24 protein-coding genes are annotated in these 21,353 nt (G+C 31.8%); 6 read left to right on the top strand and 18 right to left on the bottom strand.

All coding sequences use genetic code 11. The features are described from left to right. The first annotated feature begins 253 nt into the window (after positions 1-253). The gene (locus tag RAH41_RS20475; RefSeq protein ID WP_331225146.1) at positions 254-943 is read left to right on the top strand and encodes an MgtC/SapB family protein; all 690 of its coding nucleotides are present in this window, start codon (positions 254-256) and stop codon (positions 941-943) included. A 63-nt stretch (positions 944-1,006) separates the two neighbouring features. Then, positions 1,007-1,999: a potassium channel family protein gene (locus RAH41_RS20470; protein WP_331225143.1), complete on the top strand. Its 993-nt coding sequence runs from the start codon at positions 1,007-1,009 to the stop codon at positions 1,997-1,999. Positions 2,000-2,046: 47 nt separating this feature from the next. Here RAH41_RS20470 and RAH41_RS20465 read toward each other — a convergent pair whose 3' ends face one another. Beyond that, a complete protein-coding gene (locus RAH41_RS20465; protein ID WP_331225141.1) occupies positions 2,047-2,451 on the bottom strand; it encodes a YugN-like family protein in 405 nt (134 codons plus the stop codon). A gap of 118 nt (positions 2,452-2,569) precedes the next feature. After that, positions 2,570-3,922: a glucose-6-phosphate isomerase gene (locus RAH41_RS20460; RefSeq protein ID WP_098428654.1), complete on the bottom strand. Its 1,353-nt coding sequence runs from the start codon at positions 3,920-3,922 to the stop codon at positions 2,570-2,572. Between the two features lie 200 nt (positions 3,923-4,122). On the opposite strand from RAH41_RS20460, the gene RAH41_RS20455 reads away from it, so the two are divergent. Next, entirely contained in the window at positions 4,123-4,356 is a 234-nt protein-coding gene (locus RAH41_RS20455; RefSeq protein WP_056468643.1) for a DUF378 domain-containing protein, read from the top strand. 71 nt (positions 4,357-4,427) lie between these two features. Here RAH41_RS20455 and RAH41_RS20450 read toward each other — a convergent pair whose 3' ends face one another. Next, a complete protein-coding gene (locus tag RAH41_RS20450) occupies positions 4,428-4,814 on the bottom strand; it encodes a CvfD/Ygs/GSP13 family RNA-binding post-transcriptional regulator (protein WP_056468646.1) in 387 nt (128 codons plus the stop codon). A gap of 319 nt (positions 4,815-5,133) precedes the next feature. Here RAH41_RS20450 and RAH41_RS20445 point away from each other — a divergent pair, with 319 nt between their 5' ends. Then, positions 5,134-5,970: an alpha/beta fold hydrolase gene (locus RAH41_RS20445; RefSeq protein ID WP_419471635.1), complete on the top strand. Its 837-nt coding sequence runs from the start codon at positions 5,134-5,136 to the stop codon at positions 5,968-5,970. Between the two features lie 40 nt (positions 5,971-6,010). Here RAH41_RS20445 and RAH41_RS20440 read toward each other — a convergent pair whose 3' ends face one another. The 6 genes from RAH41_RS20440 to kapD all read right to left on the bottom strand — a co-directional run bounded on the left by RAH41_RS20440 (position 6,011) and on the right by kapD (position 11,225). Continuing rightward, positions 6,011-7,414: a sensor histidine kinase gene (locus RAH41_RS20440; protein ID WP_331225137.1), complete on the bottom strand. Its 1,404-nt coding sequence runs from the start codon at positions 7,412-7,414 to the stop codon at positions 6,011-6,013. Continuing rightward, the gene (locus RAH41_RS20435) at positions 7,411-8,085 is read right to left on the bottom strand and encodes a response regulator transcription factor (protein ID WP_331225135.1); all 675 of its coding nucleotides are present in this window, start codon (positions 8,083-8,085) and stop codon (positions 7,411-7,413) included. The genes RAH41_RS20440 and RAH41_RS20435 overlap by 4 nt, the downstream gene beginning before the upstream one ends. Further along, positions 8,078-9,064 carry a hypothetical protein gene (locus RAH41_RS20430; protein WP_331225134.1) on the bottom strand — a complete coding sequence of 329 codons (987 nt, stop codon included), beginning with the start codon at positions 9,062-9,064 and terminating at the stop codon, positions 8,078-8,080. The genes RAH41_RS20435 and RAH41_RS20430 overlap by 8 nt, the downstream gene beginning before the upstream one ends. Before the next feature lie 110 nt (positions 9,065-9,174). Then, a complete protein-coding gene (locus RAH41_RS20425; protein ID WP_331225133.1) occupies positions 9,175-9,918 on the bottom strand; it encodes a FixH family protein in 744 nt (247 codons plus the stop codon). Between the two features lie 211 nt (positions 9,919-10,129). Beyond that, positions 10,130-10,312 carry a hypothetical protein gene (locus RAH41_RS20420; RefSeq protein ID WP_331225132.1) on the bottom strand — a complete coding sequence of 61 codons (183 nt, stop codon included), beginning with the start codon at positions 10,310-10,312 and terminating at the stop codon, positions 10,130-10,132. Positions 10,313-10,604: 292 nt separating this feature from the next. Continuing rightward, positions 10,605-11,225, bottom strand: coding sequence for a 3'-5' exonuclease KapD (gene kapD / locus RAH41_RS20415; protein WP_331225130.1), 621 nt, complete (start codon positions 11,223-11,225; stop codon positions 10,605-10,607). Positions 11,226-11,465: 240 nt separating this feature from the next. On the opposite strand from kapD, the gene RAH41_RS20410 reads away from it, so the two are divergent. Further along, on the top strand, positions 11,466-13,337 hold the full coding sequence (locus RAH41_RS20410) for a transglycosylase domain-containing protein (RefSeq protein ID WP_331225129.1): 1,872 nt from the start codon (positions 11,466-11,468) through the stop codon (positions 13,335-13,337). A gap of 51 nt (positions 13,338-13,388) precedes the next feature. On the opposite strand, the gene RAH41_RS20405 is transcribed toward RAH41_RS20410, so the two are convergent. The 7 genes from RAH41_RS20405 to RAH41_RS20375 form a co-directional block, all read right to left on the bottom strand. Next, positions 13,389-13,946, bottom strand: a complete 558-nt coding sequence (locus tag RAH41_RS20405) for a DUF5366 family protein (protein ID WP_331225127.1) — start codon at positions 13,944-13,946, stop codon at positions 13,389-13,391. Positions 13,947-14,224: 278 nt separating this feature from the next. Next, positions 14,225-14,611 (bottom strand): PaaI family thioesterase, encoded by a 387-nt coding sequence (locus RAH41_RS20400; RefSeq protein ID WP_331225126.1) that lies wholly within the window; start codon positions 14,609-14,611, stop codon positions 14,225-14,227. 202 nt (positions 14,612-14,813) lie between these two features. Then, a complete protein-coding gene (locus RAH41_RS20395) occupies positions 14,814-15,275 on the bottom strand; it encodes an SRPBCC family protein (protein ID WP_331225124.1) in 462 nt (153 codons plus the stop codon). Positions 15,276-15,278: 3 nt separating this feature from the next. After that, the gene (locus tag RAH41_RS20390) at positions 15,279-15,926 is read right to left on the bottom strand and encodes a 3D domain-containing protein (protein ID WP_331225122.1); all 648 of its coding nucleotides are present in this window, start codon (positions 15,924-15,926) and stop codon (positions 15,279-15,281) included. Positions 15,927-16,015: 89 nt separating this feature from the next. Then, complete coding sequence (locus tag RAH41_RS20385; RefSeq protein ID WP_331225155.1) at positions 16,016-16,333, bottom strand: YuiB family protein; 318 nt, start codon at positions 16,331-16,333, stop codon at positions 16,016-16,018. A 93-nt stretch (positions 16,334-16,426) separates the two neighbouring features. Next, positions 16,427-16,906 (bottom strand): NUDIX hydrolase, encoded by a 480-nt coding sequence (locus tag RAH41_RS20380; RefSeq protein ID WP_331225120.1) that lies wholly within the window; start codon positions 16,904-16,906, stop codon positions 16,427-16,429. Positions 16,907-17,093: 187 nt separating this feature from the next. Further along, on the bottom strand, positions 17,094-18,311 hold the full coding sequence (locus RAH41_RS20375) for an NAD(P)/FAD-dependent oxidoreductase (RefSeq protein WP_331225119.1): 1,218 nt from the start codon (positions 18,309-18,311) through the stop codon (positions 17,094-17,096). Between the two features lie 414 nt (positions 18,312-18,725). On the opposite strand from RAH41_RS20375, the gene RAH41_RS20370 reads away from it, so the two are divergent. Continuing rightward, the gene (locus RAH41_RS20370) at positions 18,726-19,715 is read left to right on the top strand and encodes an NAD(P)/FAD-dependent oxidoreductase (protein ID WP_331225117.1); all 990 of its coding nucleotides are present in this window, start codon (positions 18,726-18,728) and stop codon (positions 19,713-19,715) included. A 324-nt stretch (positions 19,716-20,039) separates the two neighbouring features. Here RAH41_RS20370 and RAH41_RS20365 read toward each other — a convergent pair whose 3' ends face one another. Both RAH41_RS20365 and dapF read right to left on the bottom strand, forming a co-directional pair. Continuing rightward, positions 20,040-20,393: an iron-sulfur cluster assembly accessory protein gene (locus RAH41_RS20365; protein ID WP_331225116.1), complete on the bottom strand. Its 354-nt coding sequence runs from the start codon at positions 20,391-20,393 to the stop codon at positions 20,040-20,042. Continuing rightward, a complete protein-coding gene (gene dapF / locus RAH41_RS20360) occupies positions 20,394-21,260 on the bottom strand; it encodes a diaminopimelate epimerase (RefSeq protein ID WP_331225114.1) in 867 nt (288 codons plus the stop codon). Between the last annotated feature and the right edge of the window lie 93 nt (positions 21,261-21,353).

Raw genomic sequence — 21,353 nt, 5'->3', positions numbered from 1 at the left:
GTCATTTGCGACTTTTTCATATTAACATCTCTTCAACAGTGAGTCAACATTTTTTTTATTTTTTATTACTTCGTTTCGTTTTTTGTCGGACCATCTTGGCGACGTATATAAATATAACATCCCATTTAGTATATGACAAGCCTTTTTTTCATTTTTTTTTTTATAAATGACAAAAAAATTATATATAGTACGAAGGAAGTATAATACACAATGTCGAATTAGCCATAAACTATATAGAAAAGGGGTTTAGAAAATGGATCTACAACCAGATATCCTCATAAAATTACTAATATCAGCAATGCTAGGTTCTGTTATTGGTTTAGAAAGAGAGTTAAAAAGAAAACCTCTTGGATTAAAGACATGCCTTGTTATTTCAATAATGAGTTGCCTATTAACAATTGTATCTATTAGTTCAGCCTTTTCATTTCATGGAAGTGATTATTTAAATATAACAATGGATCCGTTACGTTTACCAGCTCAAATCGTATCAGGAATCGGTTTCGTTGGAGCCGGTGTAATTCTCCGAAGAGGGAATGATACGATAGCTGGATTAACAACAGCTGCTATGATTTGGGGCGCATCGGGTATCGGAATCATTGTTGGGGCTGGCTTTTACGCCGAAGCTTTTGCAGGGGTTGGGTTATTAATAATAAGTGTAGAATTAATTCCTTACTTAATTAACAAGCTTGGTCCTAAAAGATTAAAAGAAAGAGATATAAGTTTAAAACTAACTGTATTAGGAAGCGAAAATATAAATATTGTCATTGATCAAATAACTGCTCAAGATATTACAGTTAAAAATATTAAAATAAAAGGATTAAATAATGATGAACATTATGTACAAATGAAATTATTAGTCTTTAATAAACGAAGAACGACAGAAATTTATTATAATATTGAACAAATAAAAAACATCCGTGGAATTGAAATAGAAAGTATATAGTAGTGATAAGTTATTGCTAATTGGTAAAAATAAGTGTTACGAAATTGCGATGGAGGTATTAGCTTGAAATTATTTCGTAACCAACCTATCTATTTCAAATCCTATACACTATTAAAAATTACATTAATTTTATTATCGATCATTGCTATTTTCGGATCAATCATCCATTTCGCTGAGCCATTTACTTTTCCAACTGTTTGGGATGGTATGTGGTGGTCAATAGTAACTACATTTACAGTAGGTTACGGTGATTACGTACCTCTAACTCCAGTTGGACGTTTTTTTGCAGTTATATTAATTTTACTAGGTACTGGATTTGGTTCTTATTATATGATTTCATTCACGGCACAAACATTTAGGAACCAAGATGCGGATTTTAGAGGCACACTTACATTTACGAAAAAGAACCATATTATAATAGTAGGTTGGAATGAACGAGTTAAAAATGTTATTAAACAATTACGCGCATCTTCAAACCAGGTGTATATTGTATTAATTGATGAAAGTTTAGAGTTATTACCTCCTAATTTAGAAAAGGTGCATTTTGTAAAAGGCTCAGCCTCTAATGACTCTGTTTTAGAAAAAGCAAATATAAAATTTGCCAATACAATCCTAATTACAGCTGATCAAAATAAAAATGAGCAAGATGCCGATATGCAAACAATTTTAACAATCATCGCTACAAAAGGTCTTAACCAATCAATTAACTGTATCGCAGAAATCTTAACCAAAAATCAAGTCATTAATGCAACTAGAGCTGGAGCCGATGAAATAATTGAAGCGCATTTGTTGACTTCCTTTGTCATGTCAGGTTCGATTATGCATAAAGGATATTCAGATGTTGTACTTAAGTTAACAAATCAATTAGAAAACTTTACAGTAAAAATATTGGAAGTTGAACAAAAAATGATTGGAAAATTTTATTTCGATATTGTAGTTGAAGAATTAAACAACGATAAAATGATTATTGGAATCATCCGTAATCAACAAACAATCATTAGACCGGATAAAAGTATTAAGATTGCAAAAGATGATTTTCTTATCTCTCTTACTTAATAAGTATGCTTAAAAAAGAGCCAATCCTAAAGATTTGGCTCTTTTTTTTATAAAAGTTCATCCTCAATTCTCTTAAGAATTTCAAACCCTTTTATTTGATATTTTTTAGGAACTTTACCATCTTTTTCAATTGGTTCTTGGAACTGGTTTAATGATCCAGTTAAATTCCCCTCTATACCAACATTATCATCTAGCCCCTCATTATAAATATGAGTTAATAAAAAGGGAGTCTCAAATTGTATAACAGCCCCATTCATATCTAACGAACCTGAAGTAACATTAAAAGGTAATCTTAGATATTGATACCCGTCATCATCCTGCATTAATAAATCAAAGCTCCCATGATCATAGTCCCAGTTTGCTCCAATTACAAATCCATGATTTTTTAATTTCCCCTCAATGTCATTAAGCGGAAATATTGCATTCTCTAATTTTGACTTTAAAGGATACATGCTTTTCTCCTCCTTTTTCAATAGTATTTTCTTATTAAGTAAAAACATGAATATTAATTTTAATTTCAATAAAAAAAACCGTTGTTAAAGTCAATTTAACAACGGTTTTTTATTAGTATTATTTTAGGCGTTCTTCTAATTGCATTTTTAGTTCTTCAAATCCTGGTTTCCCTAATAATGCAAACATGTTTTTCTTGTACGCTTCAACACCTGGTTGATCAAATGGATTTACACCAAGTAAATATCCACTCATTGCACAAGCTAATTCAAAAAAGTATACTGTGTAACCGAAAGTATACTCATCTAATTTTGGTAATGAAACAATTAGATTTGGTACTCCACCGTCAGCATGAGCTAAGATCGTACCTTCAAAAGCTTTTTTATTAACAAAATCTACAGTTTTACCAGCAAGATAATTTAATCCGTCAGAGTCGTTATCCTCAAGTTCAATTGTTAATTCATGGCGAGGATTTTCAACTGATAAAACAGTTTCAAATAAATCACGTCGACCTTCTTGTACATATTGTCCCAGAGAATGTAAATCAGTTGAGAAGTTTGCTGAAGATGGATAGATACCTTTTTGGTCTTTCCCTTCACTCTCTCCAAATAATTGCTTCCACCATTCTCCAAAATATTGTAGTGATGGTTCGTAGTTAACAAGCATCTCTATTGTTTTACCTTTATTGTATAAAACATTTCGAACAACTGCATATTGATAAGCTTGATTATCTTCTAATTCTGAAGAGTTGTATTCTTTATATGCATCTTGTGCACCCTTCATCATTTGTTCAATATCAATACCCGCTGCAGCAATCGGTAGTAAACCTACTGCAGTTAATACTGAATAACGTCCACCTACATCGTCAGGAATAACAAATGTTTCATATCCTTTTTCATCAGCAACAGTTTTTAATGCTCCACGTGCTTTATCTGTTGTAGCATAAATACGATGTTTAGCTTCTTCAACACCATATTTTTCCTCTAACAGCTTTCTAAAAATACGGAACGCAATCGCTGGCTCAGTAGTTGTCCCAGATTTTGAGATCACATTAATAGAAAAATCCTTATCCTTTAAAACTTGAGTTAAATCATGCATATATGTAGAACTAATATTATTTCCTACGAAGAAAACTTGAGGTGCTTTTCTTTCTTCTTTAGAAGCAATATTAAAAAATGAGTGTTGCAACATTTCAATTGCAGCGCGTGCACCTAAATAAGATCCACCAATACCAATTACTAAAAGAACGTCTGAATCTGATTTAATTTTCTCTGCTGCTTTTTGAATTCGAGAAAATTCTTCTTTGTCATAGTCATTAGGTAACTCTACCCATCCTAGAAAGTCGCTGCCTGCACCTGTTTTTTCATGAATTGTATGGTGAAATAATTTCACTGCATCCCTTAAATAGGATATTTCATGATCTTGAAAAAACATTTTTGCTTTTGAATAGTCAAATTTTATATGAGAAGTCATACATCAAACCTCCTTAAATAGTTGTAATACCTTTACAATGTACCTAATTAAATAATTGAAAGCAAGTAAATACGATTATATTTATGTGAAAAAATTAACAAAAAATAAAAAGACTTTTTCTATAATTGTTTTTAAGTACATAAACAAAAGTAAATGAGGAAAGATATTATAGAAGGTCATAAAAAAGGAGGTTAACCTATATGAGTACATTACAACGTATTGCACTTATTTTTACAATTATTGGGGCTATAAACTGGGGGTTAATTGGATTTTTTCAATTTGATTTAGTTGCAGCAATTTTTGGTGGTGCAGATTCTGCATTTGCTCGAATTATTTATGGTATCGTTGGTATTTCAGGATTAATTAACCTTGGCTTATTATTTAAACCTTCAGAAGAGCTAGGAACACATCCTGAAACAAATGAAGTAAGATAAACTGCAGACGAATTTAGTCTCTTATCTATACTTTTCTAGAATTAAAAAGGAAGGGTAATTTCCCTTCCTTTTTAATTCGTCATATTTTCTTTCTTCATCTCAACGCGAAGCCATTCATTTAATTTTTTATGCAGGGTGCTAAATCCATCTGGTTTAAGCTCTCTTAATAGTCTAGCTGCATGTTTTAAGTTCTCGTCACCATTAAATCCTTGATCGATACTTGCTCCTTTTAAAGACAAACTTATTTTTCCTGTCATCTCATCAATAGACAGTACACGTACATTTACTAATTGCCCAACAGAAATATAGTCTCGAATATCGCGAACATATCCATTAATAATTTCGGAAATATGTACTAGTCCTTGTGTTTGGTGATCAAGTGAAATAAAGGCACCATACGTTTGAATCCCTGTTACTTTACCAGTGTAAACTTTTCCAATATTGTAGTTTTGTGCCATTCAAAACACTCCTAATTTTCGTTCAATTCCACTAACTAAATTTTAGCACACACAGACCAACTTTTAAAGTTTGCTTACTACTCATAAATGGCACTTCTTTTTTAAAATCCCTTTACTTAATTATAGTCACTTTAAAGGTTGGGCTATTTCAATTATTTTAAATAAATACTTGTCTCTATTTAGAATTGACGAAAAACTTATAATTTAAAAGTATTTTAGCGATTTGCATAACATATGGTGATATACAGACCATATCTAAAGAATGTATTCCTTCCGTTTGGACATAATAATCCAAAAACTAAGAAGGAGAGTTTGGATGATGAATCATTCTGGAACAATGCAGTCAACATATAAGGTTTCTGGACTTGATGTTTATTATGAACTTTACGGTTACCATAATAGCCACAAGCAAGATTCAAAAGTATTTGTATTAATTCACGGTTTTTTATCATCTTGCTTCAGTTTCCGAAGACTAATCCCTTTTATCTCAAAAGATCATGTTGTTGTCGTAATTGACCTACCTCCGTTTGGTAAAAGTGGAAAACATTTAAATTTTAAATATTCGTATGATAACTTTGCGAATGTGGTTATCTCACTTGTAAATCATTTAAATTTACAAAACATTTATTTAGTCGGACATTCTATGGGTGGACAGATTGCTTTATATGTAACAAAAAAAGAACCCGAGCTTGTAAAAAAAGTGATTTTATTATGTAGTTCTGGTTATTTAGGAAGGGCAAATCCCCATTTAATCATTTCATCATATTTTCCTTTTTTCTATCTATATATTAAAAGGCATTTAGCTAAACAAGGTATTATGAACTCACTAATTTCAGTTGTTCATAATCAGAAGTTGATCGATGATGAGATGATAAACGGATATAAAGAACCTTTTATGCAAGATGAAATTTTCAGGGCATTAACAAAGATGATTCGCGACCGAGAAGGTGATTTAAGTCCTGAAGATTTACAAAGTATATCTGTACCTACTCTATTAATTTGGGGTGAAAAAGATAAAGTAGTTCCATTAGAAGTAGGCCAAAGATTGCATCGTGATTTAAGGTACTCAACATTATATACTTATCCTGAAGCAGGACACTTAATTCCTGAAGAAATTCCTGAACATATTTATGAACGTATTTCAAATTTTGTATAAGAAAAAGAGTCCTCGAATTGGGACTCTTTTTCCATATTTATTATATTTCAAATATCGGCAAAGTAATAATAACCTTCAAGCCTTTGCCATCTATATTCATAAATTTTATCTTACCATTATGTTGGTCAATAATATGCTTTACGATGGCAAGTCCTAATCCGGTTCCACCTTCGTTTCTAGATCTTGCTTTATCGACTCGATAAAATCTTTCTCCTAAATGAGGAATCTCTTCAGAAGGAATCCCCTTTCCTTCATCTAAAATTTCCAACGTGACTTGTTTATCTTGAAATAGTGTTATATAAATCGTTTTACCTGTAGGTGTGTAACGAATTGAGTTATCTAGTAAATTGTGGATTACCTGTTGAAAACGATCCGGGTCAACGTTTGCGATAATCGTCTCATCTAAATTCTTTTGAATTTTAATATTACGTTTAATGAGGATCTGAGAATATGTTTCAATTGTATCTTCAATTAGCTGAGCAATTACGTTAGGTTCTTGACTAAGTGGAAATTGCTGACCATCTAATGTGGCCAAATCAAGTAAATCTCTAACTAATCTTTGCATACGACTAGCCTCTTTTTGAATGATACCAACATATTTTAGTTGTTGTTCTTGTTTTATTACACCATCTAAAATTGCTTCACTATATCCTTTAACATAACTTAACGGCGTTCTTAATTCATGTGAAACATTGGCTAAAAACTCTTTTCTATTTTCATCTTCTTTTTGTAAAGAATCAGACATCGAGTTAAACGCAATAGCTAGTTTTCCTATTTCATCACCACTATCGTACTGTATACGTTCGGTGTAATCACCATTTGCCATTTTATAAGATATTTGCTCCATTCTTGATAAAGGCTTAATCATTTGTTTTATTATACTTCTGCCAATTAAAAGGATAATGAAAGCAAATAACAATGTACTAATCATAAAGATCCATTTTGATTGTTGGATTAATTCAGTAACACTCCTTAAAGGTAAGTGTAAATATATAATCCCTTCAAGTTTTTCTTTTTTTACAACCGGTACCACAACACCGATTATTTGATGCTTAAATCTTTTTTCAAATCCTGTCTTAGTAATTAATTTTCCTTTTAATAAAGTTTCACGATCATCTTCAGTAATGAAAGATTCGTGGCTTACATTATATGGGATACATGCACTTAAATCTCTTGGATTACTAATAAATAAAACATTTGCATTTGAAACAGCATCAAATTTTGAAACAAACTCCGAAAAGTCATTAACATTATTCGTTTTATGATAATGTTTTACTAAACTTGTACCTTCTTGAATTAAAGTGGAACGAACATACGAAACATATAATTGTTTATATGCAAACTGAAACATTAAAAAGAAAAAGATTGTTGTACAGATTACGATTAAACAGATCGTTAACCATAGTTTTTGTAAAAACGATAATGAATAGAGTAATTTCCTCATCCGTTTAACCCAAATTTATACCCTACACCCCAAACCGTAGAAATATAATCTGCATCCTGTCCTAATTTAATTCTTAATGTTTTTATATGAGTATCAACTGTTCTAGCTGTACCAAAATAATCGAAACCCCAAACTTTTTCTAAAATTTGTTCACGGCTAAATACATGGTCTTGGTGCTTACAAAAGAATAGAAGCAAATCATATTCTTTTAAAGTAAGTGATAAAGGTTTGTCCGATACAAAAGCATTCCTAGACTTTTCATTTATTTTAATTTGGCCAATCTGTAAAACGGAAGCATCCGAATTTTTCGTTCTTCTTAAAACTGCATCTACTCTTGCAATTAATTCGCCAGGACTAAATGGTTTTACGATATAATCATCCGCTCCCATTTTTAATCCATTAACCTTATCCCACTCTTCACCTTTTGCAGTTAAGAAAATCACAGGTACATTCGATGTTTCCCTAATCTTTTTACAAAGGGTCCATCCATCCATTATTGGCATCATTATATCTAAAATTAATAAATCATAGTTTGATTTACTTATTTTTGATAATGCGTTCTCACCATTGTTTGCTTCGTCCCAACTATATCCACTATTTTCTAAATACATTCCAACCAATTGGCAAATTTCTTGTTCATCATCAACAATTAATATCTTTCTTTCAATCATGACGAATGCCCTCTCTTAACAATAATTGAAAAGGTCCTCTTCCTACTGCAACTTCTTTTTCAATTTTCATCGTTGTCGTATTTATTTGGTATAACTTGTTTAAATCATAGCTAGCTGCATACGCAGTATGTTTAAAACCAATAGCCGTATATGGATTCGATCCAACTTCAGTAAACTTAATCTGATTAACTACATTCGGATTTAGCTTATAAATTTGATTTGTTCCATGGGCGATCGTAAATAATCCATCTTCATTTTGAAAAAATGAAATAGGCATTAATGGCGTATGAAGAGACTTTTGTTGCTTTCCAGTAATCGTTGAATAGACTTTTACGTCCTCATTTTCCACTTCACCATTTCCATGTCCCCCAACAAAAAGTTCAGATGAATCTTTGTTTAATATTAAGCCTACTGATGTGTACGGCACTTCGATCGTTTGTTCAATTTTAAAACGATCCAAGTTAATACCAATCACTTTTCTCTCGTTAAACAAGCTAACAAATAATTTACGATGAATCGTATCTTCAACCATCGAAATTGGATTTTTACCTATTTTAATTTTTTTAAGAACCTTACCCTTACGATTAAAAAATATAATGTTATTCTTTTTTCCATTCGTTACAGCAATCACTTGTTTACTTTTTAAAGAAATTATATTAGTAATACCAGTACCAGCATTCCAACTATCGACATGATTCCCTGTTGAAAGATGATAAATATCTATTTTTGGATCTGTTGGATGATATACAGCAATATCTTCTCCGTTTTGTAATAATACAGCCCCACTAACATCTCGATTTAATTTCCAATCTGTCACTTTATGTAAGTCATCTAAATTTAGGAACGTTAAACTTCCCACTTTTTTATTTACTGAAATAAGGACATTTTCCGAATCCTTAATATGTGACATCTTATTTGGCATACAACCAGTACAAAATAAGAAAAGTAAAATCGTGCTGAAGATTGAAATCTTTCTCAAACTATTCACCCCCATAAAACCGATATCAGTTAGTAACGATTGACTTCAAACTTTCATATAAAAGAGGCTATCCTTCTATTCATCAAAGATCGGATAGCCTTCATTATTATTTAATTTACTTTGACCTCTTTTTCAGTATGGTCGTGTAGTTTCTCTTTTTCGACATGAACCTTTACTGTATTTGTTCCTTTTTCTTTAAAGGTATACTTAACTTCATATTCACCTGGCGCAACTTCTTTTGCATCAGTAAAGTCATGCTTTCCTTGCACATCTTTCCATGTTTCAATTCGCACGTTCGCTTTTTCAAGCGGTTTACCATCATTCTCCATAAGATGAATCGTAAAGAGATTTTCTTTATTTGCAACAATATTTTCAGTGCCCATTAAATGAATCATTACATCGCCATGATGATCATCCCCACTGTGATTTTTATGCTCATTCTTTTCACCATTATCACTAGTAGAGGTAGTAGTTTGAACTGTAAAATCCTTTTTCGGCATTGAATGTTGATCCCTAGCAGTAACATGGGCAATTACATAGTAATCTCCTGGATCAGTAAATTTGTATGTAGCTGAATAAATACCATCTGCACCATTTTTTGCATCAAGCATGGCAATACTATCCTCACCATTTTTACCAATTTCAAATTGAACTTCGTCAGCGTCAGAAACTGCTTTATTATTTTGACTAACTTCTGCACGTATTGTAATTTCTTTATTTAAATTAATATCCGATGTCGGCAGAAGTATATTTACATCAACAGGTTTTTCAACTACTGGTTCCTTCTTCTTCTCGTTTGAACATCCTGCAGTAATCATCATGCTTACAATTAATAGACTTAATAATTTTTTCATCTGTATTACCTCCTAAGATTCTGCTAAATTTATACAGATCTTAAATTTTAGATCGATCTAGTTCATATTTTAAATACACTGATGAGCAGATTTGAGTTAGTCTGTAGCTACTAAATTCACAAAAATAAATCTATCACAAAAATGTGATAAAAATGTGATGTAATTCCAAAAAAAAGAGACCTTCCTTAGTAAGTCCCCATTTTGAATTATTTTATTCACGTAATGACTTTTTTTCTTTTGATTCCATTAATTCTGTAATACGCTTCTCTTCTTTTTGCGATGCCTTTTTAATTAAATAAAAAGTTATAAATGCACCAATCATAAAAATAATTAATGAAATAACGGCAGGTATATACTCTGTTTTATCTTCAGGAAAATATAAAAACTCCATCATCGTCCCATCACTCCCACTGCCAATTATACAAAGTATTCTTTAATAATCAAAGTAAAATGAAGAATTGTATAAGATTATCATTGATAATTATATTGTGTCTTTTAGATTTACACTACGGGAAGCTCGCATTCCAAGGGGCATGAGGTAACCCTCATCGTTCCTTCGGGGTCTCACACTTCCTACATCTACCATAGGAGTCGATTATCCATTCGTTCCAATCAACTTTTGAATTTTGATCTAAATCCCTCTTTCAACAAAAATAAAAACCAACTGATTTAAAATCAATTGGTTTTTAGTATGAAGATATTCTTTTCTTTAGTAATGAAAAATCAATTAAGTCTCCTAAAGTTGCTGGTGCAGGTTTTTTCATGTATTGCTTATCTTTTTCTACTAATTTATAAATATGATATGTTGTTAATGCATCGTCTAGTGCTTTGTGGTGATTTCCAGTCCCATCTTTTCCATACTCTTTCATTGCGTTCCAAAGGCCAGTTTGATTTTGGTTACCGAAGAAGGTTTTATACTCAAGACATAAGTCTCTTACTTCCCCATTAATTGGGAATGATATATTTGCAGCCTCGCAATTATGTTTTAATACTCTCATGTCCATATTGCCCCAAGTAATTACTGTGGTTCTATAGTTTTTGGTCGCTTCATTTAAGATTTCTCCAAGTTCCTTTAATTGTATTCCATGATCGACATTTTCTTGAGAAATATTTAGAAACCTTTTACATCTTGAGGATAACGTTGGAAATTGCAGCGGTTTAACAAATGAAGAATATGTTTGATTAATCTCATCATTAATCACACTTACAAAACCAACTTCAATGATTTCCGGAAAAAATTTAATTCCTTTTGATTTTCCATCAGGCATTGTAAATTCAAAATCAATAAACAGGAACTGCTCTTTCATTTCCTCACCTCCAGAAAAATAAATTTTCTGATTTTTATTTATTGTCTTATATGATTAACGAATATTCAAGTAAGACAAATTTCCTATTTTCAACTTTATTCCTTAGTTTATTAATACAACCAATTTGTGTAAAAAATAACATAAGATACCCATCAAGATGAAAAATCGTGTTAAAATAATATCGTTCGTTTAATTAATTCTTTAAACGAATAAAAAATAGAAAGTATATAGAGGGCTATTATGAAAAAAATTATTGGTTTTATTATTATTATAATAAGCTTTCTTGTCTTTTATTTCACATCTCAGCAAGCTATGATGGCATATGAGACCTCAAAACATATTCCCAAAAAGAAGGTAGAAGAACTGCCTGTTGTTTCTTTATCACAGAACAGTGTTTTTTATGATCGAAATAATAATCCTTTTTATATTCCTGCTTCTGGTGATAATAGAATTAATTTAAAAAGCGGTGAAATTCCGCAACTAGTAAAAGATATCTTTATTTCTACCGAAGATCGATATTTTTATTCACATAAGGGTATTGATTTATTTGGAGTTGCTAGGGCATTTATGGTGAATGTTTCGAATAGTGGAATAGAACAGGGAGCTAGTACAATTACACAGCAACTTGCAAGAAACTTATATTTAACTCAAGCACGTACAGTCGAACGCAAAATAAAAGAGATTCAAATCTCTTTACAACTTGAAAAGCAATACTCTAAAGATGAAATTTTAGAAATGTACATTAATACAATTTATTTTGCAAATCGCAACTATGGGATTGAAGCTGCAAGTAAAGCATATTTTAGCAAATCGGCAAAAGATTTGAGTATTGCTCAAACAGCTTTTGTATGTACAATTCCAAATAACCCAACTTTATATGATCCTTTGAAAAACTTTAATAATGCTAAAAAGCGTCAAGAAAGAATTTTAGGTATTCTTAGAGATCAGGGGAAAATCACTGAACAACAGTATACTGCTGCAATGAAAGAAAAAATCACGTTAAAGAAAGATAGTAAAACACAGGAATATCCTGATTACTATTCTTACGTAGATTCTGAACTGAAAAGTATCTTAGCTGGTAAAAAGGGTAAATTTAATACTAGCAAGCTATCAGCAGCACAACAAACTGAATTAAAAAAATTAAAAACTGTTCAAGAGAGAGCATTATATCTACAAAATCAAGGCTTAAAAGTCTATACAAGCTTAAACCCATCAGTACAACAAGTGACAGTCAACGCAGTTAATCGGGGAACGCTCTCAACAAGTACACAAGGCGCAGCAGTTGTAGTAAAAAATGATACTCATGAAATTATTGCAATTTCTGGTGGAAGAAACTATGAACCTCATAATCTAAATCGAGCATTCCAATCATATAGACAACCAGGTTCAACCATTAAACCTTTACTAGTTTATGCGCCATATATTGAAACCTTTGGGGCGACTCCAGATACGAAAGTAAATGCAGATAACTACTGTAAAGGCACCTATTGTCCTAAAAATGATAGTAAAAAAGAATATGGGGACGTAACGATACGAACTGCCATGCAGAACTCATATAATACGGCTGCAGTTCGATTATATGAGCAACTTACACCACGTGTAGGATATTCATACTTAGATAAGTTTGGTTTTAGAACGATTACAGGTGAAGATCGTGTAGAGCTTGGTCGTGCCCTTGGTGGCTTCAATGTTGGTATGTCACCATTAGAAATGACAGATGCATATTCTACCTTTGGAAACAATGGGGTATTCTATGAAAATACCGCTATTAAAAAAATCACGTTAAGAGATGGTACCGTATTATACGATAATGAACCTAAAGCAATTCGTGTTTACAATCCATCAACGAACGAAACGATGAGAAGCATGTTAAACTCCGTAGTAAAAGATGGTACAGCTAAACATATCTATATGCCGTTACACTATATTGGTGGTAAAACAGGTACAACGAACGATAATACGAATCTATGGTTCATGGGATTAACTTCAAATTATACAATTGGTACGTGGATCGGTAATGATAAACAAAGAATTCCAATTCCAAAAAACTATTCTTATCCGCCTACTCAACGCATATGGCAAAATATCGTTGTAAATGGCCAATTATATTAATCTATAAACAAAAAAGTAGCACTTTTGAGATTATCAAAAGTGCTACTTTTTTTAAAATGGCATTGAAGTTTTAAATTTAGCTAGAACTGTAAAAGCGCCGTATACAACTCCGCTTCCTACTAATCCCCAAATAATTAATTGGATCATTATAAAACCAATTACCCCTACAATTGTATAGTTAGATCTTTGCTTGATTAAAAATAAAATAAAAAATGCAATTACTGATACGATTAAAATAATAGCAATATACACTAAAGATTTATTTAAAAAGATAGCAATTAATCCACCTATTAAAAAGACAAAAGAATATTTCTTGGTTGCTAATAAGTCTACTCCTTCATTGTCCTTTGAGAATAGTAGTAGCGCAAATTGCCAGATCATATCAGAAATTAATTTGAATCCACTTAAAACTAAATAGAAAAGAAATGCTATACCTAGAAATGTAAGGATTCTAATTTCCTTCTCTGGAAGTAGATCTGTAAGTGGTTGTAAAATACCAGATACTGATAAAAAGTTTATAGTCATTTGAAAGAAGTTTAATGTAATGGCGACCGTAAACATAATAATTGATAAAAGTGCATTAAAGCCTGTGTAATATATATTTTTCATCGAATGTCTCCTTTCTTCTCTATCTCAAGAAATTTCTAAATCCTTAAATAGAGGATGTCTCACTTATCTTCGAAATTTAATATACACAACTTAATTATTTTACCATAAGTTTATGATAAAATTGATGAGTTTCTATTTTTTCTTTTTAGAAATAACATTTAAATTACATTTTAATATTTAAGAAACCTGACCGATCAATTTACCAAGTGTCATTAGTTTGATATCCTCGGTCATAAAAAAATGCTAAATTACAATTGTAATTTAGCAGCTCTTTTTTGTTAATTTCGTTTATCTTTAATCGCAACTGTACATCTCGAGATACAAACTAACTGCTCATCCTCGGAGTAAATTTTTATATCCCAAACCATTGTCGTTTTACCTGTATGTACTACAGTTCCAATTGCTGTTACGACACCGTCACGAACAGATCGTAAATGATTTGCGTTTATTTCAAGGCCAAAAGCAAGTTGATTCTCTTGATCAATCATCGAAAACGTTCCTACACTCGCAACTGTTTCAGCTAACGCAACTGAAGCACCACCGTGTAAATAACCAAACGGTTGATGTACTTTTTCCGTTACCTCCATTTTCATCACTACTTTGCCTTCTTCAACAGACTCTATCCTCATGCCTAAAGCATGCATTAATGTCATTTTCTCTTCCATTACTCCTCCGCCTCTCCATTACTTTAAACAACTCTGATTTCTTCAAAGCTGTTTGAACAAAAGATTATGTTGAACAATTTCTATTTTATTATAAAATTTTACTTATTTTAAATTCGAGATAATGAAAAGATTTTCCTTTTATTAAAATTAAATATCCTATTAACGTTGTAAACCCCTTGCAATTAATGCAAGGGGCATGGTTTTATAGTACACCATCAAATCGCTTTTCCGCATATTCTTTTAAACTACTCATTTGTTTTACTACAATTCGTTTAGTAAACCAACTGAATATGAAGCCAGTCATTTTAGCTACTACTGAAGACATTTCTAAGCTACATTCATAATCTATTCGGGTTTGATTTGATTCAACAGAAAAAAAGCGATAGACTGCGTCAGCTGTAAAATTAGGATGCTTTAATCGAATGCCTAATTCTTTTGGCGGGCTATACGAGATGATTTCACCATCATATTCTCGAATTTCCCCATCTTCTTCTAACTTTTGCTTAAACTTATGACCAACTGGTTTTTCTCTGTTAAAATTTTCGTCATACTTATTCTCTATGAAACCATCCATCCACTTTTTTATATGCTCATCTGAATCAACAACTTCAAAAACAGCTTCGATTGGTGCATTAATGATTAAGCTATAATTTATTTTTTCCATAATCTATTCTCCAATTTGATTCTTTGATTGCTGTCTAAATACTTGTAATGAGTTTTGTTCATTCAAGTCTTTAAGATCTGATTCAGTAAATCTTCCGGATCCCTGCTTTATTATATAAACAGCCAATTTTTTCTTTCCCCAATGCTCAAATACATCTCCAACAGTTTGAAAATATAAATCCAAATGATTCCCTTTTACTGCTGCACCTTTATCAGCTACAACTCCATATCCATACCCAGGAATAAATAATACTGTTCCTATTGGAAATACGTTTAAGTCGGCTGCAATTGTTGAAAATAAATCTCTTCTTACTTCCACACCTGAATAAGTAATTCCATATGAATGATCTTTAGGACTTTTTCCTGTGGATTCTCTTCCAGCTGTATAACCAGTTGCAGTAACTGTTACCTTTTTATAATTATTCCAATTCGTATTATGCTCGATGTTTTTTGCCATCGTAATCATTATGCTCTCATTTGTGATCTTTTTATTTTCTTCAGCAAATACTTTATTTATTGTAATTAAATCACTAAACCAGCCTTTTATAGTAGCGTCTTGTATATTTGCAAGGATTTTTAAAGAAGAAAACAAAGCAATAATGAATAAAATAGATAAAATAACACGTCTAAATAATTTTTTATTTATACCCAATGAATCATTTCACTCCTTTTCATCTTTTCATCTTTCCCTAAAATAAAAAAATTATAAAAAAAACTTTCTCATTATGAGAAAGTTAGAAGTTAAAACATTTGATATCCATTTTTTCTTAATGAAAGGATTACTACTCCTGACATAATTGCCCCTACTAAACCAGCTGTTAAAATAACAATATCACCAGTACCTACTGCTAATAAGTTTGTTTTTAATGTCTCAAAAGCTACAGTAGTATTAGTAAAATATTTTACAGTACTAATCTTGTCCACAATCATAACGATTAATAGTGGATAGATTACCACCATAAACCACGTTGTTCGAAAAAGCATATTTGCAAGGAAACCGATTCCAAAAGCTAATACGAAAAATAATAAAATTGAAATTAGTAAAACTGGAATACTCATCACCATATAAAAACACCCCACATTTTTTCTATATACAGTGTAAAACCTTCTTGTCCTATCGTCAATTTTAAAAAAATTCAAATTATTTAAAAATTATTTGATAAAGTGATAGGTTGTATATTGGAATTGATCTCCTGGGTTTAAACCTTTAACTACATTCATTGGTATATTTGGGGGATTTTCAATTAAATATTTAATTAGTAATGAAGATGTAGGATCTTTTACTAGCTCTTCTTCAGAAATAAAACGTGCATCTGATAACTCTTCTTCTTGAATCGTTATCGTTGTATCATCTGCCTGTAATAAGAAAATTAACATATTATCACTAATTTCTTCTCGAATAACCCCAGTTCTAACACCGATCAAACCTATTAAGTTTCCATTTACACCTGTTTCCTCTTTAATCTCTCTTAAAACTGCTTGGTCAACAGTTTCATCTTGTTTTACAAAACCTGCTGGTAAAGACCATAAACCTTTTAAGCCACTATATTTTTTCTTTACAACTAACCATCTTCCGTTAGAGTCTTTCACTAAACCAGCTACCCCTAGCCATACATTGCTTCTTTTACTCATCTTTTATGACCACCTTTACCATAAAGAAAACTCGTTTATTGGCGAGCTTTTAGGTGAAGACAGCGGCGTAGTTGCACTAATACTTAATTCTAAAATGAATAACTACAGCAAGAATTCTTCACAGCTGCCAATTTGTTTCTGACTTAATATATAAAGAAAAAGCTCGACTTAAGTCGAGCTAATATGCTTATAGAAAGTTTAATTTACCTTTTTTAAGAACTAACATTGGTCCACCAAGTAAGAATAAGTAACGGTTATCGATTACTTTTTTCATAAATGAAGCTTTCCAACCTGTTAATTTTTTACCGTATACTACTCCAATTGCATCATCATGTCCTAATGAACATACTGTACCTTTAATGTCTGGTGTAAACTCTTCAAGTTCACCTTTTCCACGAACTAATACAGCTAAGTTGTGTGCAACATTAAATCCTTGTTGAATTGCAATTTGTGCTGTTGGTGGGTATGGACGGTTACTTGATTCGTCAATTAATAAAGCAGAATCACCTACGATAAATACGTCATCATATCCTGGAACACGCATATCTTTTGTAACTTTTACACGTCCACGCATAGCTTCGAAGCCAGCTTGCTCTACTAATTCATTTCCACGTACACCTGCAGCCCAAACAACAGTTGCAGAGTTGATTTTCTCTTCAACATCACCTTTTGCAACGATGATTCCATCTTCAGTACATTCTTTAATAGCTGTACCAATTTTAAATTCTACGCCTTTTTTCTCTAATTGAGAAACTGCATAGTCAACTAATTCAGGATCAAAACCTGGTAATACCATTGGAGCAGCCTCTACGCAAATAATACGAACTAAATCACGATCGATATCATATTCTTTACATAGTTCTGGCACGCGGTTTGCAAGTTCCCCAACAAATTCGATACCTGTAAATCCTGCACCACCAACGATAATTGTTAATAACTCATCGCGCTTTTCAGCTGGTGTGTTGTAATATTTAGAAAAGCTATAATCAATATGCTCACGAATTTGACGAGCAGCATTGATACTTGCAATTGAGAATGCATGTTCTTTTAAACCTTTAATTCCAAATGTTTCTGACTCAAAACCAAGACCAACTACTAAATAATCATAGTTTAATTCACCGTTAGAAAGAATAACTTTCTTTTCTTCTGGTTTAATTTGAGTAACAGTATCTTGGATAAAGTTAACTTTACTTGGGTTAATCACGTCTTTAATGTCAAGGCGTGTACGGTCATGATGTAATGTACCTGCCGCATTTTCATGTAACCAAGTCGTTTGGTAGTGGTAACTATTTTTATTTACTAATGTAATGTCCGCTTCATTTGCAGATAATGTTTTTTGAAGTCGAGTTGCAGTAATAATTCCACCGTACCCAGCTCCAAGGATTACAATCTTAGGCTTATTCATGATATACATACCATCCTTTTAAATTATATTAAGTGCCTACAATTTGCCGTAATATCTCTAAATTTATAACTAAGCTCAATAGTGAGCAATCTAATACATTATAAAATTAGTACATAAGTGAGCAAACGATTAATTAGGGAAATTTGTCTAAATATTTCGTAATAATTGTCACAAAATGTTAACAATTAGCCTATAACAATATTAAAGTTTTTTGTGTAAGATTTCAAGCATAAATCTAAACGGTAGAATTATCTAAATATTAAGTTAAATTAGTTATATTTCTGATCCACACCTCATATTTTAGAAAAATTTCTACGATGTTTTAATTGCCATATTTAAATTTTATCAGCATAAAATATGATATTATTTTATTATAGATGCCATGCATTTATACATGAGGGGGACATTCCGTTTATGAAAGACGAAAAAGTATATGATATTACGATTATTGGTGGAGGACCAATTGGTTTATTCACTGCCTTTTATGGTGGAATGCGTCAAGCAAGTGTAAAAATTATTGAAAGCTTACCTCAGCTTGGTGGTCAATTATCTGCACTTTACCCTGAAAAATACATTTATGATGTAGCTGGCTTCCCAAAAGTTCGTGCTCAAGAGTTAATTAATAACTTAAGAGAGCAAATGAAAAAATTTAATCCTACCGTATGTTTAGAGCAATCAGTTCAATCAATTACTAAAGGTGAAGATGGAGTATTCCATTTAGTTTGTCATGATGGTTTTGAGCATTATACAAAAGCTATTATCATCACTGCAGGAAATGGTGCATTCCAACCACGTAAACTAGAAATTGATGGTTCTGAAAAGTTTGAAAAAGCAAACTTACATTACTTCGTAGATGATATGAATAAATTTGCTGGTAAACGAGTTGTTGTTTTCGGCGGTGGAGATTCTGCTGTAGACTGGTCATTAATGCTTGAACCAATCGCTGAAAAAGTAATACTAGTTCACCGTCGTGATAAATTTAGAGCTCATGAGCATAGCGTCGAAAACTTAATGAACTCTAAAATAGAAGTAACTACTCCTTATGTTCCTGTTAGTATCGTTGGTGAAAAGCGTATTGAAAAAGTTGTACTTCAAAATACAAAAACAAAAGAGCGCATTGAATTCGAAGTTGATGATGTAATCGTTAACTATGGTTTTGTTTCTTCTTTAGGACCAATTAAAAACTGGGGCCTAAACATTGAAAAGAATAATATTGTTGTTAATTCACGCATGGAAACAAATATTCCTGGTATTTATGCTGCTGGTGATATATGTACTTATGATGGTAAAGTTAAGCTAATTGCTTCTGGTTTTGGTGAAGCACCAACAGCAATTAACAATGCTAAAACATATATCGATCCAACTGCGAAAGTACAACCAGGTCATAGTTCTTCAATGTTCTAAAAATTTGAATGAAAGGGACTGTCTTTTTATGGTAGTCTTCTTTTAATTTAACTTGTGATACATTGAACAATCTACAACGCAATTCGTGAACCATTTCACAACCAACTTTATAATAAACCAATTCAAATTTTTATCTACACTATATAATAGTACACAACTTCAAAAAAGATTCAATAATTTACCCCGAATTTGTAAAAATATTAACAATTAAGAATTTTGCCTAGTTTGTATAATAGAAAAAATAGGATACAAAAGTATCCTATTCTATTCATGTTAGACAAAGCGCAGCAACGAAGAAAGCGCGCGTTTGGCGGGCAGTCTGAATTAGCACTCCTCAGGTGTACCTGCATTTGTAGCTGTTCTAAAGCTTGAACCACAACCACATGAAGCAATCGCATTTGGATTATCGATTGTAAATCCTCCGCCTAGTAATGACTCTTTGAAATCAATTACAACTCCTTTTAAAATAGGAGCACTTTCATTATCAATTAAAAACTTGATGCCATAATATTCTAATTCTGTGTCATCATCATTTTTTTGTGGATCGAAACCAAGTCCATATGAAAGTCCAGAGCAACCTCCACCTTTTACTCCTAAGCGAACAAAAGTGTTTTGATCTTCTTCGTTTTCAATCATTTCTTTAATTTTCAAACCTGCTTGTTCAGTAACTGTAATCATTTATTTCACTCCTCTTTGAGTATAGTATATGCCTTCTGTTATTGTAACTGCTGGGCCTTTCATCCATACATCCCCATCAGTAGACCAAGTAATTTGTAAATCTCCACCTTGCAGGTGAACAGTTATCGGTTCATCTCGTTTATATTTGCCTTCTTGTATCATAGCGACTGCTGCAGCACAGGCTCCTGTTCCACAGGCCTGAGTTACACCAGAACCTCGCTCCCATACAACGAAATTTATCTCATTATGCGGCAAACATTCGATAAATTCAACATTTACGCTTTCAGGAAATAAATCATGTTTTTCCACAATTGGACCTAAAGTTGTTAATGGTGCCTTTTTTATATCAGTTACTTCAAAAACAGCATGTGGATTTCCCATCGAAACTGCTGAAAATTCGTAGCTTTTTTCTTCAAACAAAATTCTGTCCTTAGCATATTCCTGGTCATCACCTATCATTGGGATTTGAGACCTTTGGAATATTGGGTTCCCCATATTTACTGTTACTTGACTAACAATATTATTTTCTACATGTACTGTTGCTTCAACTATTGTACTGATCGTTTCAATCTTAAATGAAGTATTATTTGCAATTCCATGTTCATACGCATATTTTGCTACGCATCTCAGACCATTACCACAATTTTTAGCTTCTGACCCATCATTATTAAATACTCGCATTTTTACATCTGCAACTTCTGATGGACAGATTAAAATCATTCCATCACTGCCAATACCTGTATTAATATTTGAAACTTCAACTGCAAGTTTAGAAAGCTCTTCTTCTCTTAAATTTTCTTTAAACATATTTACATAAATATAGTTATTTCCTAATCCATGCATTTTTGTATATCTAAAAGAATTCATTTTCATGACTCCTTATTTTTTTTTATTAATACAAGTATAAAATTTAAATGAATTGAGCACAATAAGAACATCCCCCGTTTCTCGATATAGAAA

It is taken from the genome of Gottfriedia acidiceleris (genome assembly GCF_036421055.1).
GTDB classification, from domain to species: Bacteria; Bacillota; Bacilli; order Bacillales; family Bacillaceae_G; genus Gottfriedia; species Gottfriedia acidiceleris_C.
Note: the sequence above shows the minus strand (reverse complement) of the source record. Positions and strands in the feature narration are given on the sequence as shown.